The organism is Microcoleus asticus IPMA8, assembly GCF_013179805.1.
Classification (GTDB): Bacteria; Cyanobacteriota; Cyanobacteriia; order Cyanobacteriales; family Microcoleaceae; genus Microcoleus; species Microcoleus asticus.
In genome coordinates this window covers 1-20,908 of sequence record NZ_SRRZ01000059.1, presented here as the reverse complement: position 1 = coordinate 20,908, position 20,908 = coordinate 1, and the positions used below count along the sequence as shown (strand labels likewise).

The window sequence follows — 20,908 nt, the reverse complement described above, 5'->3', positions numbered from 1 at the left end:
CAAAGTAATATATCGCGCATACTCCCTCTCAGGTTCCTACGATCGCATACCACAAACTCAGCATCAGGCACAAACTCGCTAAATGTTGTGGAATCAAAGATTTAATTGAGCGCTTGGCAATTTTTTGAGTCACAAATATTGTAACTAATAATGATACAATCAAAGTTAAACCTTGCAAGAAACTAATCACCGCTGGATCGCCAATAAAACTCGGTAAATCGTCTCTCATTTGTCCGAAAGTGGCAAAAGCTACAGGAATCACTCGACCGCCTTCCTGCAAACCCAATCGCCAATAGTGAGCCAAACTTCCGCCCCAGACTAAGGGTAAATAACCGTAGGCGAGAGAGACAAATGAGAGGGGTTTGTAGGTTGTAAATGGCATGGTTTCTGCTTGTCCCAATCGATAAATTGCCTGCATGATTGCGTAGGCAATTAGGGGAATCATCGGCGGGATAATTAACACTGCGATCGACAGTCCTAAATGAGGTAAAAATTGCTCTAAATTGATGCTCAGCCCCAACCAACTATTTATCTCCGGCAAGCGATGCAGATAAATACCGCCTAACAATAGAAATAACAGGGCAACTTCATAACTGTGAGGAACGTGGGTAGTCCATAATTCGATGCCGGGAGGGCGCAGATTTAATTCTACCGATCGATGCGGACAAGCTTTCAAGCAAGTCATGCACAACACGCAATCTTTATTATCGGTTAATTGGGCGGGATGGGAATAAATCGGACAGCCATTAGTAGTTAATCCTTCCCCCAAGCCGGGGCCGCCTTTGTAACATTGGTAGGTGCTGCATTCCGCCGCGCAGGTTCCTTGTTGAGCGCGAAGTTCGATAACTGAGAGTTTAGCAAATAATCCATTCATTCCCCCGATCGGGCATAAATAACGACACCAAAATCGCCTCTCGAAGATTAGGGAAAAAATTACCGCTCCGGCGGTGATGAGCAACAACAAACAACTGGATAAATAGGCGGTATTTTCTAAATTCCACAACTCTTCCCACAGAAATATCAGAGTAAATAGTCCAAATAGAAGCCAGCCACCCCATTTTTCTGCTCGTTGGCGCGGCCATTTATTGAGAGTTCGAGGGAAAATTTTTAGCGATAGTTTTTGGACGATTTCCCCATAAATCATAAAAGGGCAAAAAGCACACCACAATCGCCCGATGATGGGGAATAATAATAAAATTAACGGCCACCACCACGCCCAAAAGATATTTAGGGCAAAATTATGTTGTCGATCTTGGGGAGCAACAAACAGGATAATTACCACCAATGCAAACACCCAGGTGGTAAACCAATAATTCACGCGATCTGGATACCAATCGCTCCGTAAAAATTGCCGAAATTTTGGATAAATATTTAATAAATTCACCCGAAACTTTTGTTTCTTCGCTGCCTGGGCCCAAAACACTTCTTCAGTTAATACCTTACTCCCCTGTGCTTGAACTAAGGCGCGATCGACCATTCCCTGCAATTCCTGCAAATTACCTGGAAAATCGTAGGCTTGTAAGCGGCGAATTGCTTCCGGTGTAACTTTGGGCTTGACTAATTTCTTTTTGCGACCAATGATATTGAGATAATAGTTGACTTGTGCCTCTAAATCTGTTTTTCGCACCCGCAAGGATGGAACTTTAATCTTGTGTTGTGTCAGCTTATCTAGCTTGGGCTGCACAATTTCTGAGATTAAAATTATCCGGGCCTTACTAGAACGCGGTGGTCGCGGTATTTGTCCTTCCTTGACAACTGGCGTATAGGTTCCCTCGGTTAATAATTGCTGAATTTGGGGGCATAATTGAGCGGGTAATTCTTGCACGTCATTTAAAATTAACGTCCCTTCTCCCAACCATTCCAACAGCCCCGGTTTGCCGCCCAACCGCCCGAATAATTCCGCTCCATTGCTCTGAAGTAAAGCACTTTTAATCTGAATAATTGGCTCGTTGCGGCGGTGAGAGCCGAAATGAATTAAAGCAGCTAAATTATCCTTTTCTAAACCAGGTTCGCCAGAGATTAATACCGATCGGCTGTCACTCGATGCCGTGCGAATTTGTTGGCGCAATTTCACTGCATAACGACTATTGCCAATGACTCCCCGTTTCGCCCTAGGTACTAGATAGCTGCGGAGGGCATTTTGACGCTCTCGTTCGTAGGCAATTTCTGCTTCTAGCTGCTCTAATTTCGCCGCCAAACGTTGAGCGTAGGCTTGGGCGATCCGTGGATATCTTTCTAGGAAACCACGCCAGCGATCGGCACTAATTACCCAAAATTGACACTCTGTCCGAGCAATAATTCGACTATCCGCAGGTTGCGATCGTTGAAGGGCCGATAAATTGACGATCGCCCCCGGTAATAAACTACTCCCCCACATTAAACCCGGTTGTTTGCGGTGGTATCGATCGGCTTGTCCTCGTTCTAGGATATAGAGATTAGTGACGGGCGTATCTTCTATTACCACTCGAAATCCAGGGGGAAAAGTTGTCATCTCCATTTCACCCGCGATCGCCTGTAAAATCTCGCGGGATAATATGCCTAATTCGGTGCTCGATTCGAGCCAGTTAACTAATGTTTCGGTAGACATCGCTTAGTGTCGGCGAAAGCCGAATCGTGGTGGTTGGTGTAGGATATATATTTTTGGGCGTTGCTGATTTAAGGTATGACTGGCTCAATATGCAAGTCAGAGAAACCAGTATCCACAAAACTTCGGGATTTTCAAGTTATTTTTTTCATACTCTGATTAAGCAACGCCCCATATCGATAGCTTGTTAAATTTGTGCAGTCATAGTGAATCCTCCATTTAAATTTTTCGATTTTTAATTTTTACTAACTTTTGATTATTTTGCGAACGTGATTTAAATGCTGAACAGCTTATAACGAGGTTTAAGAATAGTCATCGCAGTTCCCTGTCATAGTAGACTTAATTATACACTTTTAACTTGCCATAAGAATGAAGGAAACTTTAGCCGATCGCGATCGGGAGCTTAGCTTGACGCACTTTGTAGGAATTAGCAGCAGCACTTGAATTGCGATCGGCATTACCTAATTCCATTTCCAGCTAACTATAGCTTTGCTTTCTCGCCAACAATCACAGCGATCGGAACCGCATAATGAATTTCATTTCCTAGTTCATGTGCGCCAACCCCCAGATTGTCAACACCAATATCCTCTCTAAAAATTTGTCGCACCTTATTGTCATCGCCGGGATTTGGGAAAGAAGCAGCTAACTGCTGTTCAAGCTCTAATTCTACCTTGTAAAATGCCAACTTGATATTTTGAAGATTGGCATCCGCGACTAATTGGGGCAACTCTTCCAGAGTCAAGGCGCGAGTATGAGATGGATCGCGCAACTTCTCAATCCGGTCATAAGCATTCACTTTATCCGGTGGCATCGCAACATCAGCAATCAGAATTCGACCGCCCGGACGACACACGCGAACCATCTCCGACAACACAACATCTGGCCGCAAAAAATGATGGAAAGCGTAACGACTCAGAACAATGGAAAAACTATCATCCGCAAATGGTAGCATCTCGATATCGCCTTCCTGCCATGAGAGATTAGTCAAGTTTTTTTGCTGTGCCAAAATCTGGGCTTGTGCGATCATTGCTGGTGTTAAATCAATGCCAGTAACGCGACTGGAAACCGCAGCAAAAGCACAAGCAACAATACCCGGGCCGCAAGCAACATCTAGAACTGTGTCTTTGTCAGAAACACTCGCCATTTCTATGAGCAGGTACAGAGACTCTTGATTTGTGTGAGCGTACAATTTAGAGAATGGAATTGCCTGACGAGTGAACTGGTCGATGATGGATTCCTGATGTGCGGTCATAGTTTAGGATGTGGCTAGCGGAGAATGTTTACAGTTTAACTTGTCTAGGATGAATTTGGCGATCGGGCGATCGCTAAATTCATCCTAGGCGAGTGAATTGTCTTTCACAGAATTGACTTGTGTGGTTACTGAAGAAACAGCATTATATTTTTTCCATAAACAGTCCTGCAATCCGCACCTTAAAAGTTATTCCGGGTAGCCGAGGCTGCCATCCGAGTCGCACCGCTTGCCCTATCCATTGTGCTACATCAGAGGGTCTTACTGGTTTCACTTCGTTAATATCCACCAAACATTGAGGATGAGGTCGATCGGTGAGGATAACTAACACCGAACCCGGTTCTTCAGGGTGTTCGACACCAACATGAATATTTCCGCCAGCGTAGCATGATTGCGTATAAGTAGCTTGTCTTCGGATTAGCCAGATGAAAGGCTCCCCATCAACAATTATTTTTCTGGTTCCTTTTTTCGGTATTGATATAGTTTGCTAAAGTCGATCGCCTTTACAATCAGGCTCAGTTCTGGGTTGTGAATTAACCTGATCTGTGAGAGAATATGTATCAAAAATATGTATTTATGAAACTCAAAATTTTGACGGGACTCCTGACAGGGTTAGTTGTTTCTGGCAGCACAACAGCGCTCTTTTGTCAACCCAGCCGTGCGGGAAATCATAGCTTTTTGTGCAACGGTACTCTCAAATATATTAGCACTGGGATTCTGAACGGAGAACCAGTTTTCAATCAGGGGATTCCGATTAATACCAGTTTGAGATTATTAGCATCAGCTCAAGTGGATGTAGGGGTAAAGATTCCCAGTGCGCCTGTCGTGGCTGCGCCCAAAGCTGAGGATTTCTTTATTCAGGGTGAGGAAAAATATGAAAAAGGAGATTATCAAGGCGCTATAGCTGCTTACACTCAAGCCATCGCGCTTAATCCTAATTATGCAGAAGCCTACAACAGCCGGGGAAATGCCCGCTATATTTTAGGAGACAATAAGGGTGCTGTAGCCGATTTCAACGAAGCTTTGCGAATTAATCCTAACTATGTAGAAGCCTACATCAGCCGGGGCAATGCCCGCGATGACTCAGGAGACAGCCAAGGTGCACTCGCCGATTACAACGCAGCTTTACGAATTAATCCCAACGATACCTCAGCCTACTACAACCGGGGAGTTACCCGCTATCGTTTGGGAGACAACAAGGGTGCTGTAGCCGATTACACCGAAGCTTTGCGAATTAATCCTAACTATGCCTCTGCCTACAACAACCGGGGAATGGTGCGCTCTCAATTAGGAGACAGCGAGGGTGCTGTGGCGGATTTCAACGAAGCTTTGCGAATTAATCCTAACTTATCCCAAGCCTACGGCAACCGGGGACTTGCCCGCTATAGTTTAGGAGACAAGGAAGGTGCGATCGCGGATTTCAACCAAGTTTTACAAATTAATCCTAACGATGCTCTTGCTTATTACCACCGGGGGAATATCCGTTATGTTTCAGGAGACAACCAGGGTGCTGTAGCCGATTTTAACGAAGCTGTGCGAATCAATCCTAAATATGCCCAAGCGTACATCAACCGGGGGAATGCCCGCGATGATTTAGGAGACAGCCAGGGTGCTGTAGCCGATTACGATCGAGCTTTGCAAATTAATCCTAACTTTGCCGGTGCCTACTTAAACCGGGGCGTTACCCGCTTTCGTTTAGGAGACACGCAAAGTGCTGTAGCCGATTACAACGCAGCTTTGCGAATCGATCCTAACTTAGCCGGTGCTTATTTGAGCCGGGGACTTGCCCGCGCTAAAGAGGGAGACAAACCCGGGGCGATTCAAGACTTTCAGAAAGCAGCAGATTTATTTCAGCAGCAAGGCGATCAGAGTAACTATGAAAAAGCCATTAACAATCTGAGGAAACTTCAATAAACTGCAAAAACTCCCCAAAGGTCGATCGCACTACTAATCGCTAAAAAATAGAATACCCAGAGTCCCGACTTCTTGAAGAATTTGAGGATCTAATTAAACATTATCAGCATCAGATAGTTTAATTTTTTTTGTATTTTTTGTTACTCTAGCCCGTCTGAATGAGTTGTGTAAATAAAAGAAAAGTGGTAAGCTCAAATTCAAGAAAAAAAGGGTGAGACAAATCGTTCGCCTTCCTCCTTAACGGCACGCGCGCACATTTTATATCAATCGTCAGATCTAAATTTATTTTAGACTGCATGAATAGATTCTCTGGCTGTTGAGGTTTCCGACTTTCTTTCATTCATAATAATTTTGTAATTCGGCGTTCTAGTTCTTAATTATACCGAGTTCAGAGCGACTTATGTCGCTCCTACTGCTCTCGGATTTACTTTTTAAATATTGTTCACGGCCCCACCTGCAAGCGCGGTCAAAATCGCCACGCCAAAAGCCAACCTGTACCACACAAACACCCACGTATTTTGAGTTTGCAGGAACTTCATCAGCCACGCGATCGACAAATAAGAAAACACAAATGCCGAAATCGTTCCCACTATCAAAGCTGCAACTCCAGCATCGCCGATTCCTTCTCCCAAAGCACCCTTCAATTCCACTAATCCAGCCAGAGTAATGGCCGGAATTCCCAATAAAAAAGAAAACCGCGCGGCCGCGGGTCTTTCTAATCCCATAAACAATCCTGCTGTTAGGGTAGAACCCGATCGCGAACACCCCGGAATCAATGCAATTGCTTCAGCTAATCCCATCAAAATGCCGTCTGGGACAGTTAACTTTTCAAAAGGGCGCGAGCGCCTGCCAGTTTTTTCTGCTATTGCTAACAGCAGCGACATGACGATCGAAGCAATGGCGATGCTGGCTAAACTTCTGAGCGGCGACTTGTCAAAATCTGGAACCAATGCCTTGATTAGCAGCCCAAAAAAGACTATAGGTATTGTTCCCAAAACAATTCCCAATGCGATCCGAAACTCTTGCGATTTGTAGTCGCGCCGCACCAGGGCATCTACAGCACCAAAAGTTATATTTGTCAAGTCTTTCCAGAAATACCAAAGCACTGCAACAATGCTGCCCAACTGAATAACAGCAGTATAAGCAACCCCCGGATCGCCCCATCCCAGGGCGATCGGCACTACCTTCAAATGAGCGCTGCTGCTGATGGGCAAAAACTCTGTTAATCCTTGTACAATTCCTAAAACAATCGCCTGCACAAGATTGATTTGAGCGGGTCCGGAAACATCAGCCGCGGGCGTTTGGGCGAGGAGTGCCTCAAGCAAAGCTATCATTAGTTGTGAATTCCCAGTTGTCAGTTTCTAGTAATCAGTTGAATTTAAGAGGATGTTTTAAAAGTCTGGGAAGGTATAATTTAGCCCTTCTGCTTGGGCTTAACTGAGACGATCAATCAAGGTTTGGGCCCATACTTAGATGCTTCTTTGTGCCAACTATGAGGTCAAACGACCCTTTTAAAACATCCTCTAAGATCTTGCACTCTTCTGGGAAGCTAGAAGCCCACCCCACCAAAAATAAATTTTATTGTGGCGCGGACACTTCCAGCCCGCCCTAGTTCTCTTCTGTCAGTAGAATCACCGTGTCGATCGCTACAACAAGCAAAATATGATAGTCGATCCGAAACTACTTTAACCTACTCAACAACATTTGCCTACATTGGGGTGATAAAATTATCAAAGTTTTTGCATCGGATTTCGCCAGCATACAGCAACTGCCAACAACCTATGATACTTCCTGACAAAAAAAAATCAATTGTTACTGCTGCTTCTGGCCTGGGCTTGCTGCGGCGAATCTTGTCAGCCAGTCTTTTAACAGTGGCGATCGCACTTAGCTTGATACTGCTAACCGGCACGCCACCAGCCTTCGCAACTCTCACAGACGATCGCTATGACGGTACAATCTTTGCCCTCTACGCCGGCAACGGTTCCCTAGTTCCTCCTAAAGTCAAACTCACAGATTCTTTCAAACGCAATAAACCCGTATTGTTAGTGTTTTACACTGACGACAGCAGCGACTCCAAGCAATACGCGATCGTCGTCTCTCAACTCCAGGAATTTTACGGCCGCGAAGCCGATTTTATGCCTATAACAGTTGACTCTTTGCCTCCGAAACCGTCACCGGAACTCACCGAACCGAGCCATTACTACGAAGGTTTTGTACCTCAAACTGTCATCCTCGACCAATCGGGAAAAGTAGTTTTTAACGAGAAAGGACAAATATCCTTTGAACAGGTAGATGATGCTTTTCGGAAAGTATTTGACTTGCTACCCAGAGAAAAATCACTCCCGCGCAAACGCCGTGTCGTGAACGAACTTAACGTCGAATTGTCGACGAAGTAAAATATTGCAATAAGAGGACACGGCACTGCCGTGTTCCTACCAGGATTAATTGTATAAAAACTGCGCTGCCGTCTCCTGATTGTAGGTAACATTAATTCCAATAATACCGGATTTGATCTAACAGCTATTCAATCAATTTAATATCAAAAATGAAGTCAGCAATAAAAGTTTTATTAATGGTAGTTTTGACTGTATTGTTAGTTTTAGAAACAGCAGAAATCGGGCGAGCAATAATTAGTGCTTTTGGTAACAGCAGTTCCCGCAAACCTTTAGCTTTCAATCAATATACAGGCGTCGCCTATCTCGATCCCACTCAATGTACGGGTTCGCTGCTAACAGGAGGATTGTACGTTCTCACGGCCGCCCACTGTCTGAACGGAGGCGGAGTCAAGGTTCCTGCAGAAACGGCAATCAAAGCAAATTTTAAATTGCCTAGCGGTGAAGTTAGGATCTCTGTTAGCAATTATTATATTCATCCGGGTTGGAATGGTTATGAGTCAGAAGTTGGCAACGATATTGCTATTTTAAAACTGAAAAGGGTCGCACCAAAAAGTATTCAACAGTACGATATAAATAGAAACAAGAATGAAGTAGGCAAAGTATTGACAAAGGTGGGATACGGATATATAGGTTTAGGTGCAAAGGGACAAGATGAAAATTCTAATTCTGAGGCAAAAAGATATAGCGGACAGAATCGCTATGATGCGTTAATTGATGTTTTGAAAGATGCTACAGAATCAGATATGTCCGATTTGGTTTTGGGAAGTCAATTAATCTTTGATTTTGACGATGGAAGTGCGGAACGGGATACTTTGGGGAGGCATTTTCCGAAGTTGCGCGATCGAGGTTTGGGGAAAAATGAGATAGCTACGGCTAGCGGAGATTCGGGCGGGCCTTCGTTTGTCGATGGGAAAATTGCGGGGATTAGTTCTTGGGGTTATAGCGATCGGGGATTTTTCAAAACAAACATCGCCGATATTGATAAAATTGACGACAATGGCAGTTTCGGGGAAATTTCCGGCGACACGCGGGTATCGTTTTATGCTAATTGGATTGACAAAATGACCAAAAATCCCTCCTAGGCATTTTAAAAATCCCTACTAAATAAAAAACGTAGCGCGTTAACGCCACGCTGCCAACAATTAATTAGTTAGATCAATTATATCACGATCGTTTCAATCCCTCAAGTGTCAGGCAAAATAGATCAGAACTGTTTAACTTCAAATCATGACCAAAACCTTAATTCCCGTAATTCTCGCCGGCGGTAAAGGCGAACGTTTCTGGCCGCTGAGTCGCAAACAGCGGCCCAAGCAGTTTTTGAGTCTCGACGGTAGCGGCAAGAGTTTGCTGCAAGCAACTGCCGATCGACTATTAACATTAGGTAACGGTTGGGACGATTTGTGGGTGGTAACGTCGGAAATGTTGGCCGCGGGAGTCCGCGAACAGTTGCCGCTGCTGCCTCCTGAGAATTTGCTGGCGGAACCGGAGGGTCGGGATACGGCGCCGGCGGTGGCCTGGACTGCTATAGAAACTGCGAAGCGTTACGGTGAGGATGCGGTGGTTGGTTTTTTCCCGGCGGATCACTGGATTGGGGAACCGGAGGAGTTTGAGAAGACTTTGGAGGCGGCGGCTGAGTTGGCGAGAAATCAGGATGCGATCGCCACTTTGGGAGTAAAACCGAGTTATGCTTCTACCGGCTACGGCTACATCGAACAAGGCGAGGAAATTGGCAGTTTTGGGGGTTTTCCGGCCTATCGGGTGGCGAGGTTTACGGAAAAGCCCGATCGCACAACTGCTGAAGAATTTGTAGCCAGTGGCAAGTTTAGTTGGAACGGCGGAATTTTTGTCTTTCGAGTCGGAACAGTCTTGACAGAATTGCGAAATCATGTACCGGAAATGATGGCCGCTTTGGAGGCCAAAGGCGCCCAGGCTTACTCGGAATTACCCAAAATTAGCATTGATTACGCGCTGATGGAGAAGACGCAAAAAGCCTGTGTTCTGCCCGTAGGGTTTAGCTGGGACGATTTGGGAGATTGGAATGCGATCGGCCGTTTGCTGCAAGGAGACAAACCGAATGTGGAGTTAGCAAAACACGTCGGAATTGATACGAAAGGTGGCATTTTTTATGCAGCAGATGAGAATGAATTAATTGTCACCATTGGTTTAGAAGATGTGGTAGTTGTCAGAGATGGCAATGTGACTTTGATTGTGAAAAAGGACAGGACGCAGGAGATTAAACAGGTAATTAAGGTGTTGGGAGAAGATGAGAAATTGAAAGATTTGCTGTGAGGGTGAAATGAGGCAGCACGACACGGATTCTCAAGGCGGATACACCAACTATTCATCACTGTTTATCCAGGCATTCGTTTTTGAATCTGTGTTGGGCCTTACTATTTACTTTATTTACATAATTTCTTCTAAATTCAACACAAAACCAGGCAGTACATCTTCCCCTGATAGAGTGGCAGGATTTTCGATAATTTCAACATCTTGACCGGGGCGATAAATTTCTACCCGCCGATTTTGCCTGTCAATTAACCAACCCAATTTAGCACCGTTATCTATATATTCTTGCATTTTCTCTTGAAGTTTTTTCAAGGAATCAGTCCGAGAACGCAACTCAACAACAAAATCAGGACACAAAGGAGCAAAACTGTCTTTTTGTTCCGGTGTTAAAGCATCCCAGCGTTCTTTTTTGACCCAAGAGGCATCAGGAGAGCGATCGGCACCATTGGGAAGCCTAAAGCCTCCAGAAGAGTCGAAGGCAACTCCTAGATTATTTTGGCGGCTCCAGGCTCGAAGTTGATACGATAGATCCATATTGCGCTTGCTAGTTTCACTGCCTGTCGGTGGCATAATAATTAATTCCCCGGATGCTGTACGTTCAAATTGATAATCGCGGTTGTTCTGACAAAGCTGAAAAAATTGCTCGTCAGTTAAGTTGATGGATAATTCGATCGAGGTCTGAGGAAATTGGATTGCAATCATGTCTCTTATACGGTTTTAAACACATTTAGACTCGGGTTATTTAATCACTTACTCATTCCAGTATTTGACACAAGTTTTCAAGTAAATAAATTTAATTATAAAAATATCATGTCTGCTTTAACTGTATATTACTATGAGGCGTAATGCCAAAGCCAAAAACAGATCGCCCCCACCCCCCAAAGCTCTCACGCCCCTTCCCGCTATTCCCCCCAAGTTATTCTTCAAGACACTGGTCAGCTTGGTTAACAGCCCTATGCTAGTAGTTATATTGCCCTTAAACCCGATCGACCCGGAAGCCCCTTGTTTAGCCTAGTTAAAAACACTTCTCGCAAAGGAGAAATTCTAGAGGTCGTCTTCCGCAACGGTTGGGGCTACATGAAACGCGTGCTTGTCGCACAAAAAACGCGAGCACGGGCGAGAACCCAACGCCATCACCCTTTTTCGGCACACTATATGTAGTGTGCCTGCGTAAGTCCTGACTATACAGAATCCCCCTTCGCCGACTTTTGCAATCCGAGTTCCACACTATGACGATTCCCGCCAAACATCGTTTCCGCTTGACGGGTTCACCCTCCCAAGTCGTCTGGGGCGACTTTCGCCATGAAGTCTCGTTTGCGACTTCCCGTTAAATTTTGGTTCGATGTTGAGTCTTCCCCTCACCCTGTCTCGTTCTTCTTATTCTCTCCTATTTCCCAACAATTCTATAAATAGAAGTGATTGATTTGATAAAAAAGAACATTTGCTCTTATGAGTCGAGGTTGACTAAAGTAAAGCCATCAAAGAAAAACGCAAGCGAACATTAACCAGTCAGCTTCAACTAGACTTTCACCCGTGAGGTTTGCCATGAAATCCACTCAATCCAAAAGCGTTAATGCAAAAGTGAAAACCGCCAGCCATCAAATGCCTTTACAGCTTACCCTTCAAAAACCAGAAGAAAAAGCCTTAACTCGCGGACAGCATTTAGCAGATACCCTAGCAGCGAAAGTGGGTTCGTGGCCGTTTTTGATTGGACAGACAGTAGTCCTCGCGGGGTGGGTGGGCGCGAACCTGACACCGGGCCTTCCTCACTGGGATCAGCAGCCCTTCATCCTGCTCAACTTAGTATTCTCCTTTGCCTCTGCTTACACTGCACCGATTGTGTTAATGAGTCAAAACCGCCAGTCGGATGACGAACGCGAACAAAATCTCTACAATCATCAAGTTAATCTCAAAGCGGCTCACGATGTGGTATTACTGCACGAAAAGATCGATCGATTAAGCCACCACATTCCTGACTTAATGGAAAAACTCAATCAGCAACAGCCATCTGTCAGTCCCATCAAAGTGATGGTGATGCCAGCCCCCGTTAAGGCAATTACCGAAGGTAATGAAGCAGCTAAGCCGTCTGCTTCCGATCGGAAGCAGAAGCCTGAGGTTCCCATCCTACTTCCCCAAGTATTTAAATCGAAATTTGACTCATCTAAATATGCAGAAGTGATGCCAATTTTACTTCCTACTCAAAAGCCCTTAACACATTCGGTATCCGCGTCAACCTATTTCAAGCTGTGACAATCGACGTTACTAATCAGTGAATAAGAGCGTCAGTCTAGCCAATATGTTAAGTAACATTTTTAACACATAAAACTCCTCAACATCAATTAATCTCCGGCACTTTTCCAGCAATCCTACCATCACAATCTAGGCAGTTAGATATGAACCCCTTCATTACCGCTATTTCCACAGGTTTTACAGCTTTCACCGCCACAAATTTAGATGATATTGTCATCTTGCTGCTGTTTTTTTCCCAAGTCAATGCTGTTTTTAGACGGCAACACATTGTTACAGGACAATATCTTGGGTTCGCAGCACTGGTGCTGCTTAGTCTTCCTAGCTTCTTTGGCTGTATGATGGTGCCGCGCCCTTGGGTGGGGATGTTGGGGTTAGTACCAATTGCCATTGGAGTCAGCCGCCTGCTAAATAGAGATACAGAGGCTGATGATGAAAATACAGCTACAGATTCGCCTCAATCCACTATTTTTGCTAGTCTTTTATCGCCACAAACTTATAGCGTAGCTGCGGTGACATTTGCTAATGGAGGTGATAATGTGGGGATTTATATCCCGTTGTTTGCCAACTGCACTTGGGATAGCCTGCTAGTGATTCTGAGCGTCTTTTTCTTGCTAGTGGGTGTCTGGTGTTATGTGGCGTATCAACTAACTCGCATGAGCGCGATCGCGACCCTACTTGTCCGCTACGGTAATTCCCTTGTTCCCTTCGTTCTAATGGGTCTGGGTACGCTGATCCTGCTCGATAGCCATACTCTAGAGAATCGCGATTTAACAGTAGTTACTTTAGCTATCAGTTGCTTGTGGCTGCTGATATTGCTTAAAGACACTTATCAATCGTTAGAGACTGCACCTAAAATCGAAAAATTTGAGGTAAACTAGGGTTCAAGTTTCCTCCACTTTGCTGAAGTTGTAAAATAATTTATAATTTCAGCAAAGTGGAGGGGTTTTATAAGAACAAACTCTGATTTCTTACACAAAGGACAACAAAAATGAGCAAGTTTTTCAAAGTAATTCTGGTGGCTTTAGTGCTTTTCGTAAACTTAGCTGTAGCTCAACCTTCTTGGGCCGGCAAGGATTTCACAAAGGGGGCTGACTATGCGGAAGTGACACAGGAATTGAATCAACTTTTGTCAGCTCAGAGCGATCCTTCCACTGCGGGTTATACGCCTGAGCAGTACCAACAGCGGTTGGGAGAATTGCAAATGCAGAAGTACGTGATCGAAACTGCTAAAAAGCGGGCTCAGTGTCGTAATGAAACTGGGCAAACGCTGGCAGTTTATGCGAATAAGCCGAAAAAATCGCCGACGCAACTTTATTTCCTGGCAGCCGGTGAGATTACAGATGATGATTGGGATTGCGATGGTATTTACTTGCCAGCAGAGACTCAAGCTACTTTAGGCCCGGCGACTGAGCCACTTTCTTTGGCTGAACCGGTTGCTATTAAGGTTGTAGATGGTACGCAGCTAGTTGCTACAACGAATGCAGCAACGGGTGGTATTCAATTGAATGTTGCCCCTGCTAAAGTTTTTAAAGCGGGTGAGACAACTTGGACCCTGCCCTCGTTTTCTCAGGCCCAGATTAATGCACAAGTTCCTACGCCGCAACTGATTGATTAATGCTTATTTAGGAACGGTTAATAGTTGGGGACTTGGGAAAAAATAAAGTCCCAGGCCCAATAGAGGAGAGGCAATGCCACGATTGGCTATTGCCTCTCCTCTTTAGATCGCAAAAAAGCCAGAAGATGCTGAGTGATGCAATGATTCGCGACATTCCTCGATGCAGCCCAAAAGTTAACGGGAAGCCGCAAGCGGTCAACTCGGCTGCAAATATGACGTGGAAGGGACTCAAACCAATTGTACATTTGCTAGAAACGACCTATGAAAAAGGGATTAAGGTTCCATCTCAGGAACTAAAAAAGTACCTCCGCTTCTGCCATCGCTCCTCCATCCTGCCTAAATGGGATATCGCAATTGTTCCCACTTGATTGGGATTTTATTTAATCGCCAGTCGCTTTCTGGTAAAAATACTTTAGGCTGTTTCTCAATCAACTTATTCCACTCTGCGGAATCGACAGAGGGCAACATCTTTTAAAGATATTTTACAACTAGGGGATGCCAAATATTTTGAACTTATATGAAATTATCTTCACTGCGATTTCTTCTAATTATAATAAGTAGCAAAGGAGTTCAGCTACATAAGCTAAAAACAAACAATAAAAATATTCATCAGCAACCTGTATCTGATTATCAAATGCTGTAAGAGTGTAATCTTTGTAAATCTCTTGAGCGTTGTTCGATCGCGAAACACCCTGGATTGCAAACGCTCTACGGTTATCATATTTTTCCATTGTAAAGGCATTTTGTGCAGTTTTGAGAGCTTCACGGAAATCAGCATAAAAACTCAGGTCTATTTTATGCTCAATTCGCTTCAAGCGTTGTTCAATTTCTTCTAACCGCTGTAGACTGAGATAGTAGGGTTGATACTTGAGAAAGATTAGGGTTTACTTCACGCAACATAGCAACTATTTCAGGCGGCTGCTTCTGTGCATCCCGAATCACACCGCCAACTCGTACATACTTCGCACTTTCTAAACCTTGATTAATCTAGTCAGGAATAGTAAATATTATATCAACGGCACTCATCTTTTTGATCTCTTCCTAAATCAGAATATTTACTTTAATTATAAAATTAAAAATTATGAGGTAAAAATTTTAATTATAAAAATATTAAGTCTGCTTGAAATGTATATTACTATGAAGAGTAATGCCAAAGCCAAAAACCGATCGCCCCTCCCTCCCACACCCCAAAATTCGATCGCACTTCCCCTAAGTTATTCCTCAAGACACTGGTCAGCTTGGTTAACAGCGCTATCCTAGTAGTTATATTGCCCTTAAACCCGATCGACCCGGAGGCCCCTTGTTCAGCCTAGTTCAAAACACTTCTCGCAAAGGAGAAATTCTAGAGGTCGTCTTCCGCAACGGTTGGGACTACATGAAAAGCCTCCTAACCGGTCGCAAAACCGACGCACCCAGTCTCCCAACTCCAGCAGTTCTCCGCAATATCCTCGTCGAATTAGGCCCAGTTTTTGTCAAATTAGGGCAATTGCTGAGCACCCGTCCCGACCTTTTACCGGCCAGCTACATCGAAATCCTCTCCACGCTGCAAGCGGAAGTGCCGCCCGTACCGTGGTCGCAAGTAGAAGCAATCGTCCGCCAGGAACTCACACAATCTCTCGAAAATACCTTCGCCAAATTTAACACTGAAGCCGTCGCCGCAGGTTCTATCGCCCAAACCCACAAAGCTACTTTAAAAGACGGCCGCGAAGTCGCCCTCAAAGTTCAGCGCCCCGGTATTGATATTGTCATCGAACAAGACATAGCCGTGCTCCGAGGTTTGGCAGAACTTGTGATGCTCACAGAGTTCGGTCAACAATACGATATTGTCGCCTTAGCAGAAGAATTTGCGATCGCCCTGCGTGCAGAACTAGACTTCATTCAAGAAGCCAGCTACACAGACGAACTGCGCCGCAATTTATCTAAAAGTCGCTGGTTTGACCCCACACAAGTTGTCTTACCAGAAATTAACTGGGAGTTAACTACAAAAAAACTCTTAGTAATGGAGTGGCTGAACGGAGTCCCGATTTTGTTAGGCGATTTGCAAGGAATTCGCCACAAAGGAGATGTAAATGCCGAACGCGAAGAGATTACAACGCTGCTTTGCCGCGTTTTCTTCCAGCAGTTGTACATCGACGGATTTTTTCACGCAGACCCGCATCCCGGCAATTTATTTTATCTCAAAGACGGCCGGATAGCTTTGCTGGACTGCGGCATGGTCGGCAGGTTAGACCCGCGCACTCAGCAAAATTTGACAGAAATGTTGCTGTCAATTGTCGATTTAGACGCTCAGCGCTGCGCTCAATTAACTTTGGAAATGGCAGAATTTGCTCAGCCTACAAGTTTAGTTAATCTAGAGAACGATTTGGCTCGAATGCTGCGCAAGTATTACAATGTGAGCTTGTCGCAAATGAACTTGTCGGAAATTTTTTATGAGGTGCTGGAAATCACCAGAAAAAATAAAATTCGGCTGCCCAGCAATCTCGGTTTGTATGCAAAAACTCTAGCTAATTTGGAAGGACTGGCGCGCTCTTTTAATCCGCGGTTTAATATTGTAGAGCAGGTGAAACCGCTGATGACCGATATGTTTCGGCGTCAGTTATTAGGAGATGACCCGGTGCAAGCTCTGCTGAGAACTGCCCTGGATCTCAAAAGCTTATCTTTGCAATCTCCGCGACAGGTGGAAGTGCTTTTAGACCGGGTTACTTCGGAAACTTTGAAGTGGAACTTGACACTAAAAGAACTCGATCCGCTACGCCGCACTCTGGGGGATTCTGCGAACCGACTTTCTTTTAGTATTGTTGTGGGTTCGCTGATTATAGGGGCTGCAATTATTTCTTCTAATGCGCAAACTTCTCAGCTATCTTTTCTGAGCACTGGTTTGTTTGGGGCGGCGAGTTTTTTGGGTTTTTGGTTGATTATTAGCATTCTGCGATCGGGGCGTTTGCGCAGTTGATTGTACAATATCGGTATGTGTTGTGGAACAGGCATCTTGCCTGTTCTTGAGAATTGTGGAAGATGTAGAATATAGCCAAGTGCAAAAACCGCATAAAGGTAGGCTATGTCGCAGCATGATTCTTCTCTCCCAAAGTCGGCAATTAGAGACAACCGCCACCGCGGCACTGTGGGCGATTTTTTGAAAGCCAAGGTCGAGGAAAACTCAACCTTGTCAATTGTTTCTGCTTACTTTACAATTTATGCTTTTGATGCTTTGAAGGAACAACTTCTAGGTATTAAAAGCTTGAAATTTCTCTTTGGCGAACCGCGCTTCATCAAGTCTCTTGACCCCAGTAAAACCGATAAAAAGGCGTTCCAAATTGAGGATCAGGGCTTGCAGCTACAGAATCGGTTGCAGCAAAAGCGGGTTGCAAAAGAATGTGCAGAATGGATTGAGAAGAAAGTACAGATACGGTCGGTAAAGCAATCTAATTTACTGCACGGCAAAATGTATCACATTGCTCATAACGGAACGGAAAATGCTATTATGGGCAGTTCTAATTTTACCGTGCGGGGACTGGGATTAGGTACGAAATATAACAATATTGAACTCAATCTAGAAGTAGATAGTAAACGTGATACCCGCGACCTTAAAGTCTGGTTTGATGAACTCTGGAATGATGCCGAACTCATCGAAGATGTCAAACAAGATGTGCTGCTGTACCTAGAGCAACTTTACCAGAATAATACTCCTGAGTTTATCTACTACAAAACTCTGTTTCATATCTTCGAGACTTTTCTAGATGACCTAGAGAAAAGCGATATTATCAGCGAACAGATACACCTATTTGATACAGAAATCTGGAAATCTCTATTTGAATTTCAAAAAGACGGAGTTAAGGCCGCCCTCAATAAAATCCGACGATATAACGGGTGTATTATTGCTGACAGCGTTGGTTTAGGGAAAACATTTGAAGCTCTAGCGGTTATTCAATATTTTGAACGGCGGAATGAAAAAGTTTTGGTTCTGTGTCCCAAAAAACTCCGCGAGAATTGGACTGTATATCTAGCACAGAACAATAGCGAACTCAATCCTTTTATTAAAGACCGCTTTAACTATACAGTCCTATCTCACACAGATCTGAGTCGCGATTCCGGTTGGTCTGGGGACATTAATTTAGAAACGTTTAATTGGGGTAACTATGACTTGGTAGTTATTGATGAATCCCACAATTTTCGCAACAACCTCAAGATTAAACGGGACGAATTTGGCAATCTAATTAGAAAGAGCCGTTACGAAAGGCTGATGGATGATATTATCAAGAGCGGTGTCCAAACTAAGGTGCTACTCTTATCAGCAACTCCGGTTAACAATGATTTAAAGGATTTGCGGAATCAACTTTATTTTATCACAGAAGGTCGCGATGCTGCCTTTAGCGAATCGCTGGGAATTGCCAGTCTGCGCGATACACTAGCTGATGCTCAGGGGAAATTTACCAAGTGGGCCAAGAAAAGTCGTGATCGCAAAACTAGCGAACTGCTGGAAGAACTAAGTTCTGCTTTTTTCAAACTGCTTGACCAATTGACGATCGCACGATCTCGCAAGCACATTCAAAAATACTATAAAGATGCGATCGCCCAATTAGGCGGCTTTCCAGAACGGCTCAAACCCATCTCCGTATTTCCTGAGATTGACCTAAAGGGTGAGTTCATGTCCTACGAACAGCTTAACTGCGAAATTTCTAAATATCAACTCTCGCTATTCAACCCTTCAAAGTATGTCCTGTCGCCATACCGTTCGGCTTATGAAAATAAAAGAGTGCGAAATTTCAAACAGAGCGATCGGGAACGCTCTCTGATCGGCATGATAAAGGTTAATTTTTTGAAACGCCTGGAAAGCTCGGTGAATTCCTTCGCTATCACAATGCAGCGGACTATTGACAAAATATCAGAGTTACAAAAACGACTCGAATTTTTCAGGAATTGGCAAGACGAAAACGCGGAAATTGATTTCAATGATTTAGAGTGCGAGGCAGAAGAAGACGAGGATTTACGAGCGGCGTGGGAGGTTGGCAAGCTAAAAGTTAAAATGGCACACCTTGATGTCGAAACCTGGTTAAAAGACCTGAAACGCGACAAGGAACAGCTTAAAAAAATTTACAATTCTGCCCAAAGCATTTCTGTTGAACGCGATGCCAAGCTGGCTGAGTTAAAAGAACTGATCGCCGAGAAAGTTAAGCATCCTACAACTAACAAGCATGGCCAACCAAATCGCAAGGTTTTAGTCTTTACTGCGTTTGCAGATACGGCAGTCTATCTCTACGAAGGATTGCGGGAATGGGCAAGAATAGAATTGAAAATTAACTTAGCTTTGGTCACTGGGGGATCGGCGGCAAATAAGACTACCTTTGGCAAAAACGAGTTCAATCACATCCTGACAAATTTTTCGCCTTTCGCCAAGAAACGCGCCCAAATTCCATCTATGCAACAAGACGGCGAGATTGATTTATTAATTGCCACAGATTGTATTTCAGAAGGGCAAAATTTACAAGATTGTGATTATCTGATTAACTACGACATACACTGGAACCCAGTCCGAATTATCCAGCGGTTCGGTAGGTGCGATCGCATTGGCAGCCCCAACCACACGGTACAATTAATCAATTTTTGGCCGACAGAAGACTTGGATGAATACATCAATCTGAAAAATCGAGTAGAAGCACGGATGGCTTTAGCAGACATGGCTGGTACATTTGAAGATAACCTGCTGGAGGCAAAGGAGATTCAAGAACTGATTGAGAGTGATTTGAAATACCGCGACAAGCAGTTGCTGCGATTGAAAGAGGAGGTGCTGGATCTCGAAGATTTCACCGAGAGTGTAGCCCTAACGGAATTCACTCTCGATGATTTCCGAATGGAACTAGCCAAATACATTGAGAGCAACCGCAAACTACTCCAAGATGCCCCTTTAGGACTCTATGCAGTAGTTCCAACTAACTCGGAGTACCCGATAATTGCTCCCGGCGTAATTTTTTGCCTCAAACAAAAAGGCGATTTTCTTGATAATAAAACCGTCAACCCGCTGCAACCATACTTTTTAGTTTACGTTCGAGAAAATAAGGAAGTGCGATTAACTTTTGCTCAACCCAAACAAATACTTGAAATATATCAGTTGCTGTGCGCGGGGTGTACTGTTCCCTATGAAGAGTTGTGCAACTTGTTCGATCGACAAACTAATAACGGATTTGATATGAGTTTGTATAACGATCTGCTTAAGCGCGCGGTTGATTCAATTGCAGGTATTTACAACAAGCGGCTCATCGGAAATCTGCTGTCTAGTCGCAGTGCTGTGTTGGTTGAACAAGCGCATCAGGTTAAAGCAACAACTGATTTTGAACTGATTACCTGGCTGGTAATTAAATGAGCGTCAGCGAACAACAAGCCAAAGCATCTATTAACCAAGCTTTAAACAGTTTTGCCAAGGGAAAACTTGCCGATAACGCCCGTAATTTGTTCTTTGCTCTTGGCTACCGCAGTGATAAAACTCTTCCGTTTTCTCCTAATAGTTCGGATAACTTTATTGCAGAATTTGACATATATAGCGATCGCAAATCATTCATAAATCGATCGAGGGTTCGATCGATCATTAGTTTCATGAGAATGTTGGCTCAAAATCACCA

General features: G+C 44.2%; 17 protein-coding genes. 11 read left to right on the top strand and 6 right to left on the bottom strand.

Translation table 11 applies throughout. The features are described 5' to 3' along the window. Positions 1 to 28: 28 nt before the first annotated feature. The 3 genes from E5S67_RS16625 to E5S67_RS32490 form a co-directional block, all read right to left on the bottom strand. Positions 29 to 2,587 carry a sigma 54-interacting transcriptional regulator gene (locus E5S67_RS16625; protein ID WP_172189109.1) on the bottom strand — a complete coding sequence of 853 codons (2,559 nt, stop codon included), beginning with the start codon at positions 2,585 to 2,587 and terminating at the stop codon, positions 29 to 31. A gap of 478 nt (positions 2,588 to 3,065) precedes the next feature. Beyond that, positions 3,066 to 3,836: a class I SAM-dependent methyltransferase gene (locus E5S67_RS16620; RefSeq protein ID WP_172189107.1), complete on the bottom strand. Its 771-nt coding sequence runs from the start codon at positions 3,834 to 3,836 to the stop codon at positions 3,066 to 3,068. 142 nt (positions 3,837 to 3,978) lie between these two features. After that, the gene (locus E5S67_RS32490; protein ID WP_216670513.1) at positions 3,979 to 4,164 is read right to left on the bottom strand and encodes a hypothetical protein; all 186 of its coding nucleotides are present in this window, start codon (positions 4,162 to 4,164) and stop codon (positions 3,979 to 3,981) included. Positions 4,165 to 4,409: 245 nt separating this feature from the next. Here E5S67_RS32490 and E5S67_RS16610 point away from each other — a divergent pair, with 245 nt between their 5' ends. Then, on the top strand, positions 4,410 to 5,747 hold the full coding sequence (locus E5S67_RS16610) for a tetratricopeptide repeat protein (protein WP_172189105.1): 1,338 nt from the start codon (positions 4,410 to 4,412) through the stop codon (positions 5,745 to 5,747). A gap of 431 nt (positions 5,748 to 6,178) precedes the next feature. Here E5S67_RS16610 and E5S67_RS16605 read toward each other — a convergent pair whose 3' ends face one another. After that, on the bottom strand, positions 6,179 to 7,081 hold the full coding sequence (locus E5S67_RS16605; protein WP_172189103.1) for an undecaprenyl-diphosphate phosphatase: 903 nt from the start codon (positions 7,079 to 7,081) through the stop codon (positions 6,179 to 6,181). 447 nt (positions 7,082 to 7,528) lie between these two features. On the opposite strand from E5S67_RS16605, the gene E5S67_RS16600 reads away from it, so the two are divergent. The 3 genes from E5S67_RS16600 (at position 7,529) to E5S67_RS16590 (ending at position 10,432) form a co-directional block, all read left to right on the top strand. Then, entirely contained in the window at positions 7,529 to 8,143 is a 615-nt protein-coding gene (locus E5S67_RS16600) for a thylakoid membrane photosystem I accumulation factor (RefSeq protein ID WP_172189101.1), read from the top strand. A gap of 149 nt (positions 8,144 to 8,292) precedes the next feature. Next, the gene (locus E5S67_RS16595; RefSeq protein ID WP_172189099.1) at positions 8,293 to 9,225 is read left to right on the top strand and encodes a trypsin-like serine protease; all 933 of its coding nucleotides are present in this window, start codon (positions 8,293 to 8,295) and stop codon (positions 9,223 to 9,225) included. A 145-nt stretch (positions 9,226 to 9,370) separates the two neighbouring features. Next, positions 9,371 to 10,432, top strand: a complete 1,062-nt coding sequence (locus tag E5S67_RS16590) for a mannose-1-phosphate guanylyltransferase (protein WP_172189097.1) — start codon at positions 9,371 to 9,373, stop codon at positions 10,430 to 10,432. Between the two features lie 114 nt (positions 10,433 to 10,546). Here the strand turns inward: E5S67_RS16590 and E5S67_RS16585 are convergent, their stop codons facing one another. Beyond that, positions 10,547 to 11,131 (bottom strand): Uma2 family endonuclease, encoded by a 585-nt coding sequence (locus E5S67_RS16585; protein WP_172189095.1) that lies wholly within the window; start codon positions 11,129 to 11,131, stop codon positions 10,547 to 10,549. Between the two features lie 843 nt (positions 11,132 to 11,974). Between E5S67_RS16585 and E5S67_RS16580 the strand changes: the two genes are divergently transcribed. The 4 genes from E5S67_RS16580 (at position 11,975) to E5S67_RS16565 (ending at position 14,662) form a co-directional block, all read left to right on the top strand. Next, entirely contained in the window at positions 11,975 to 12,679 is a 705-nt protein-coding gene (locus tag E5S67_RS16580; protein WP_172189093.1) for a DUF1003 domain-containing protein, read from the top strand. Positions 12,680 to 12,822: 143 nt separating this feature from the next. Continuing rightward, positions 12,823 to 13,557, top strand: coding sequence for a cadmium resistance transporter (locus E5S67_RS16575; RefSeq protein WP_172189091.1), 735 nt, complete (start codon positions 12,823 to 12,825; stop codon positions 13,555 to 13,557). A gap of 110 nt (positions 13,558 to 13,667) precedes the next feature. Next, positions 13,668 to 14,294, top strand: coding sequence for a hypothetical protein (locus tag E5S67_RS16570; protein WP_172189089.1), 627 nt, complete (start codon positions 13,668 to 13,670; stop codon positions 14,292 to 14,294). Positions 14,295 to 14,419: 125 nt separating this feature from the next. Next, positions 14,420 to 14,662, top strand: a complete 243-nt coding sequence (locus tag E5S67_RS16565) for an ISAzo13-like element transposase-related protein (RefSeq protein WP_172189087.1) — start codon at positions 14,420 to 14,422, stop codon at positions 14,660 to 14,662. 180 nt (positions 14,663 to 14,842) lie between these two features. Here E5S67_RS16565 and E5S67_RS16560 read toward each other — a convergent pair whose 3' ends face one another. Beyond that, positions 14,843 to 15,109 (bottom strand): hypothetical protein, encoded by a 267-nt coding sequence (locus E5S67_RS16560; protein WP_172189085.1) that lies wholly within the window; start codon positions 15,107 to 15,109, stop codon positions 14,843 to 14,845. 485 nt (positions 15,110 to 15,594) lie between these two features. Here E5S67_RS16560 and E5S67_RS16555 point away from each other — a divergent pair, with 485 nt between their 5' ends. From E5S67_RS16555 to E5S67_RS16545, 3 genes are all read left to right on the top strand, one after another. Beyond that, complete coding sequence (locus E5S67_RS16555) at positions 15,595 to 17,247, top strand: ABC1 kinase family protein (protein ID WP_216670512.1); 1,653 nt, start codon at positions 15,595 to 15,597, stop codon at positions 17,245 to 17,247. Positions 17,248 to 17,352: 105 nt separating this feature from the next. Beyond that, entirely contained in the window at positions 17,353 to 20,652 is a 3,300-nt protein-coding gene (locus E5S67_RS16550; protein ID WP_172189083.1) for a helicase-related protein, read from the top strand. Beyond that, a partial coding sequence (locus E5S67_RS16545) for a hypothetical protein (RefSeq protein ID WP_172189081.1) occupies positions 20,649 to 20,908 on the top strand: 260 nt, incomplete at its 3' end. The genes E5S67_RS16550 and E5S67_RS16545, both read left to right, overlap by 4 nt.

What these genes read in the sequence shown, in the direction of transcription:
- E5S67_RS16625 (WP_172189109.1), bottom strand. Translation starts at nt 2,587, where the DNA reads ATGTCTACCGAAACATTAGTTAACTGGCTCGAATCGAGCACCGAATTA.
- E5S67_RS16620 (WP_172189107.1), bottom strand. Translation starts at nt 3,836, where the DNA reads ATGACCGCACATCAGGAATCCATCATCGACCAGTTCACTCGTCAGGCA.
- E5S67_RS16610 (WP_172189105.1), top strand. Translation starts at nt 4,410, where the DNA reads ATGAAACTCAAAATTTTGACGGGACTCCTGACAGGGTTAGTTGTTTCT.
- E5S67_RS16605 (WP_172189103.1), bottom strand. Translation starts at nt 7,081, where the DNA reads ATGATAGCTTTGCTTGAGGCACTCCTCGCCCAAACGCCCGCGGCTGAT.
- E5S67_RS16600 (WP_172189101.1), top strand. Translation starts at nt 7,529, where the DNA reads ATGATACTTCCTGACAAAAAAAAATCAATTGTTACTGCTGCTTCTGGC.
- E5S67_RS16595 (WP_172189099.1), top strand. Translation starts at nt 8,293, where the DNA reads ATGAAGTCAGCAATAAAAGTTTTATTAATGGTAGTTTTGACTGTATTG.
- E5S67_RS16590 (WP_172189097.1), top strand. Translation starts at nt 9,371, where the DNA reads ATGACCAAAACCTTAATTCCCGTAATTCTCGCCGGCGGTAAAGGCGAA.
- E5S67_RS16585 (WP_172189095.1), bottom strand. Translation starts at nt 11,131, where the DNA reads ATGATTGCAATCCAATTTCCTCAGACCTCGATCGAATTATCCATCAAC.
- E5S67_RS16580 (WP_172189093.1), top strand. Translation starts at nt 11,975, where the DNA reads ATGAAATCCACTCAATCCAAAAGCGTTAATGCAAAAGTGAAAACCGCC.
- E5S67_RS16575 (WP_172189091.1), top strand. Translation starts at nt 12,823, where the DNA reads ATGAACCCCTTCATTACCGCTATTTCCACAGGTTTTACAGCTTTCACC.
- E5S67_RS16570 (WP_172189089.1), top strand. Translation starts at nt 13,668, where the DNA reads ATGAGCAAGTTTTTCAAAGTAATTCTGGTGGCTTTAGTGCTTTTCGTA.
- E5S67_RS16565 (WP_172189087.1), top strand. Translation starts at nt 14,420, where the DNA reads ATGCTGAGTGATGCAATGATTCGCGACATTCCTCGATGCAGCCCAAAA.
- E5S67_RS16550 (WP_172189083.1), top strand. Translation starts at nt 17,353, where the DNA reads ATGTCGCAGCATGATTCTTCTCTCCCAAAGTCGGCAATTAGAGACAAC.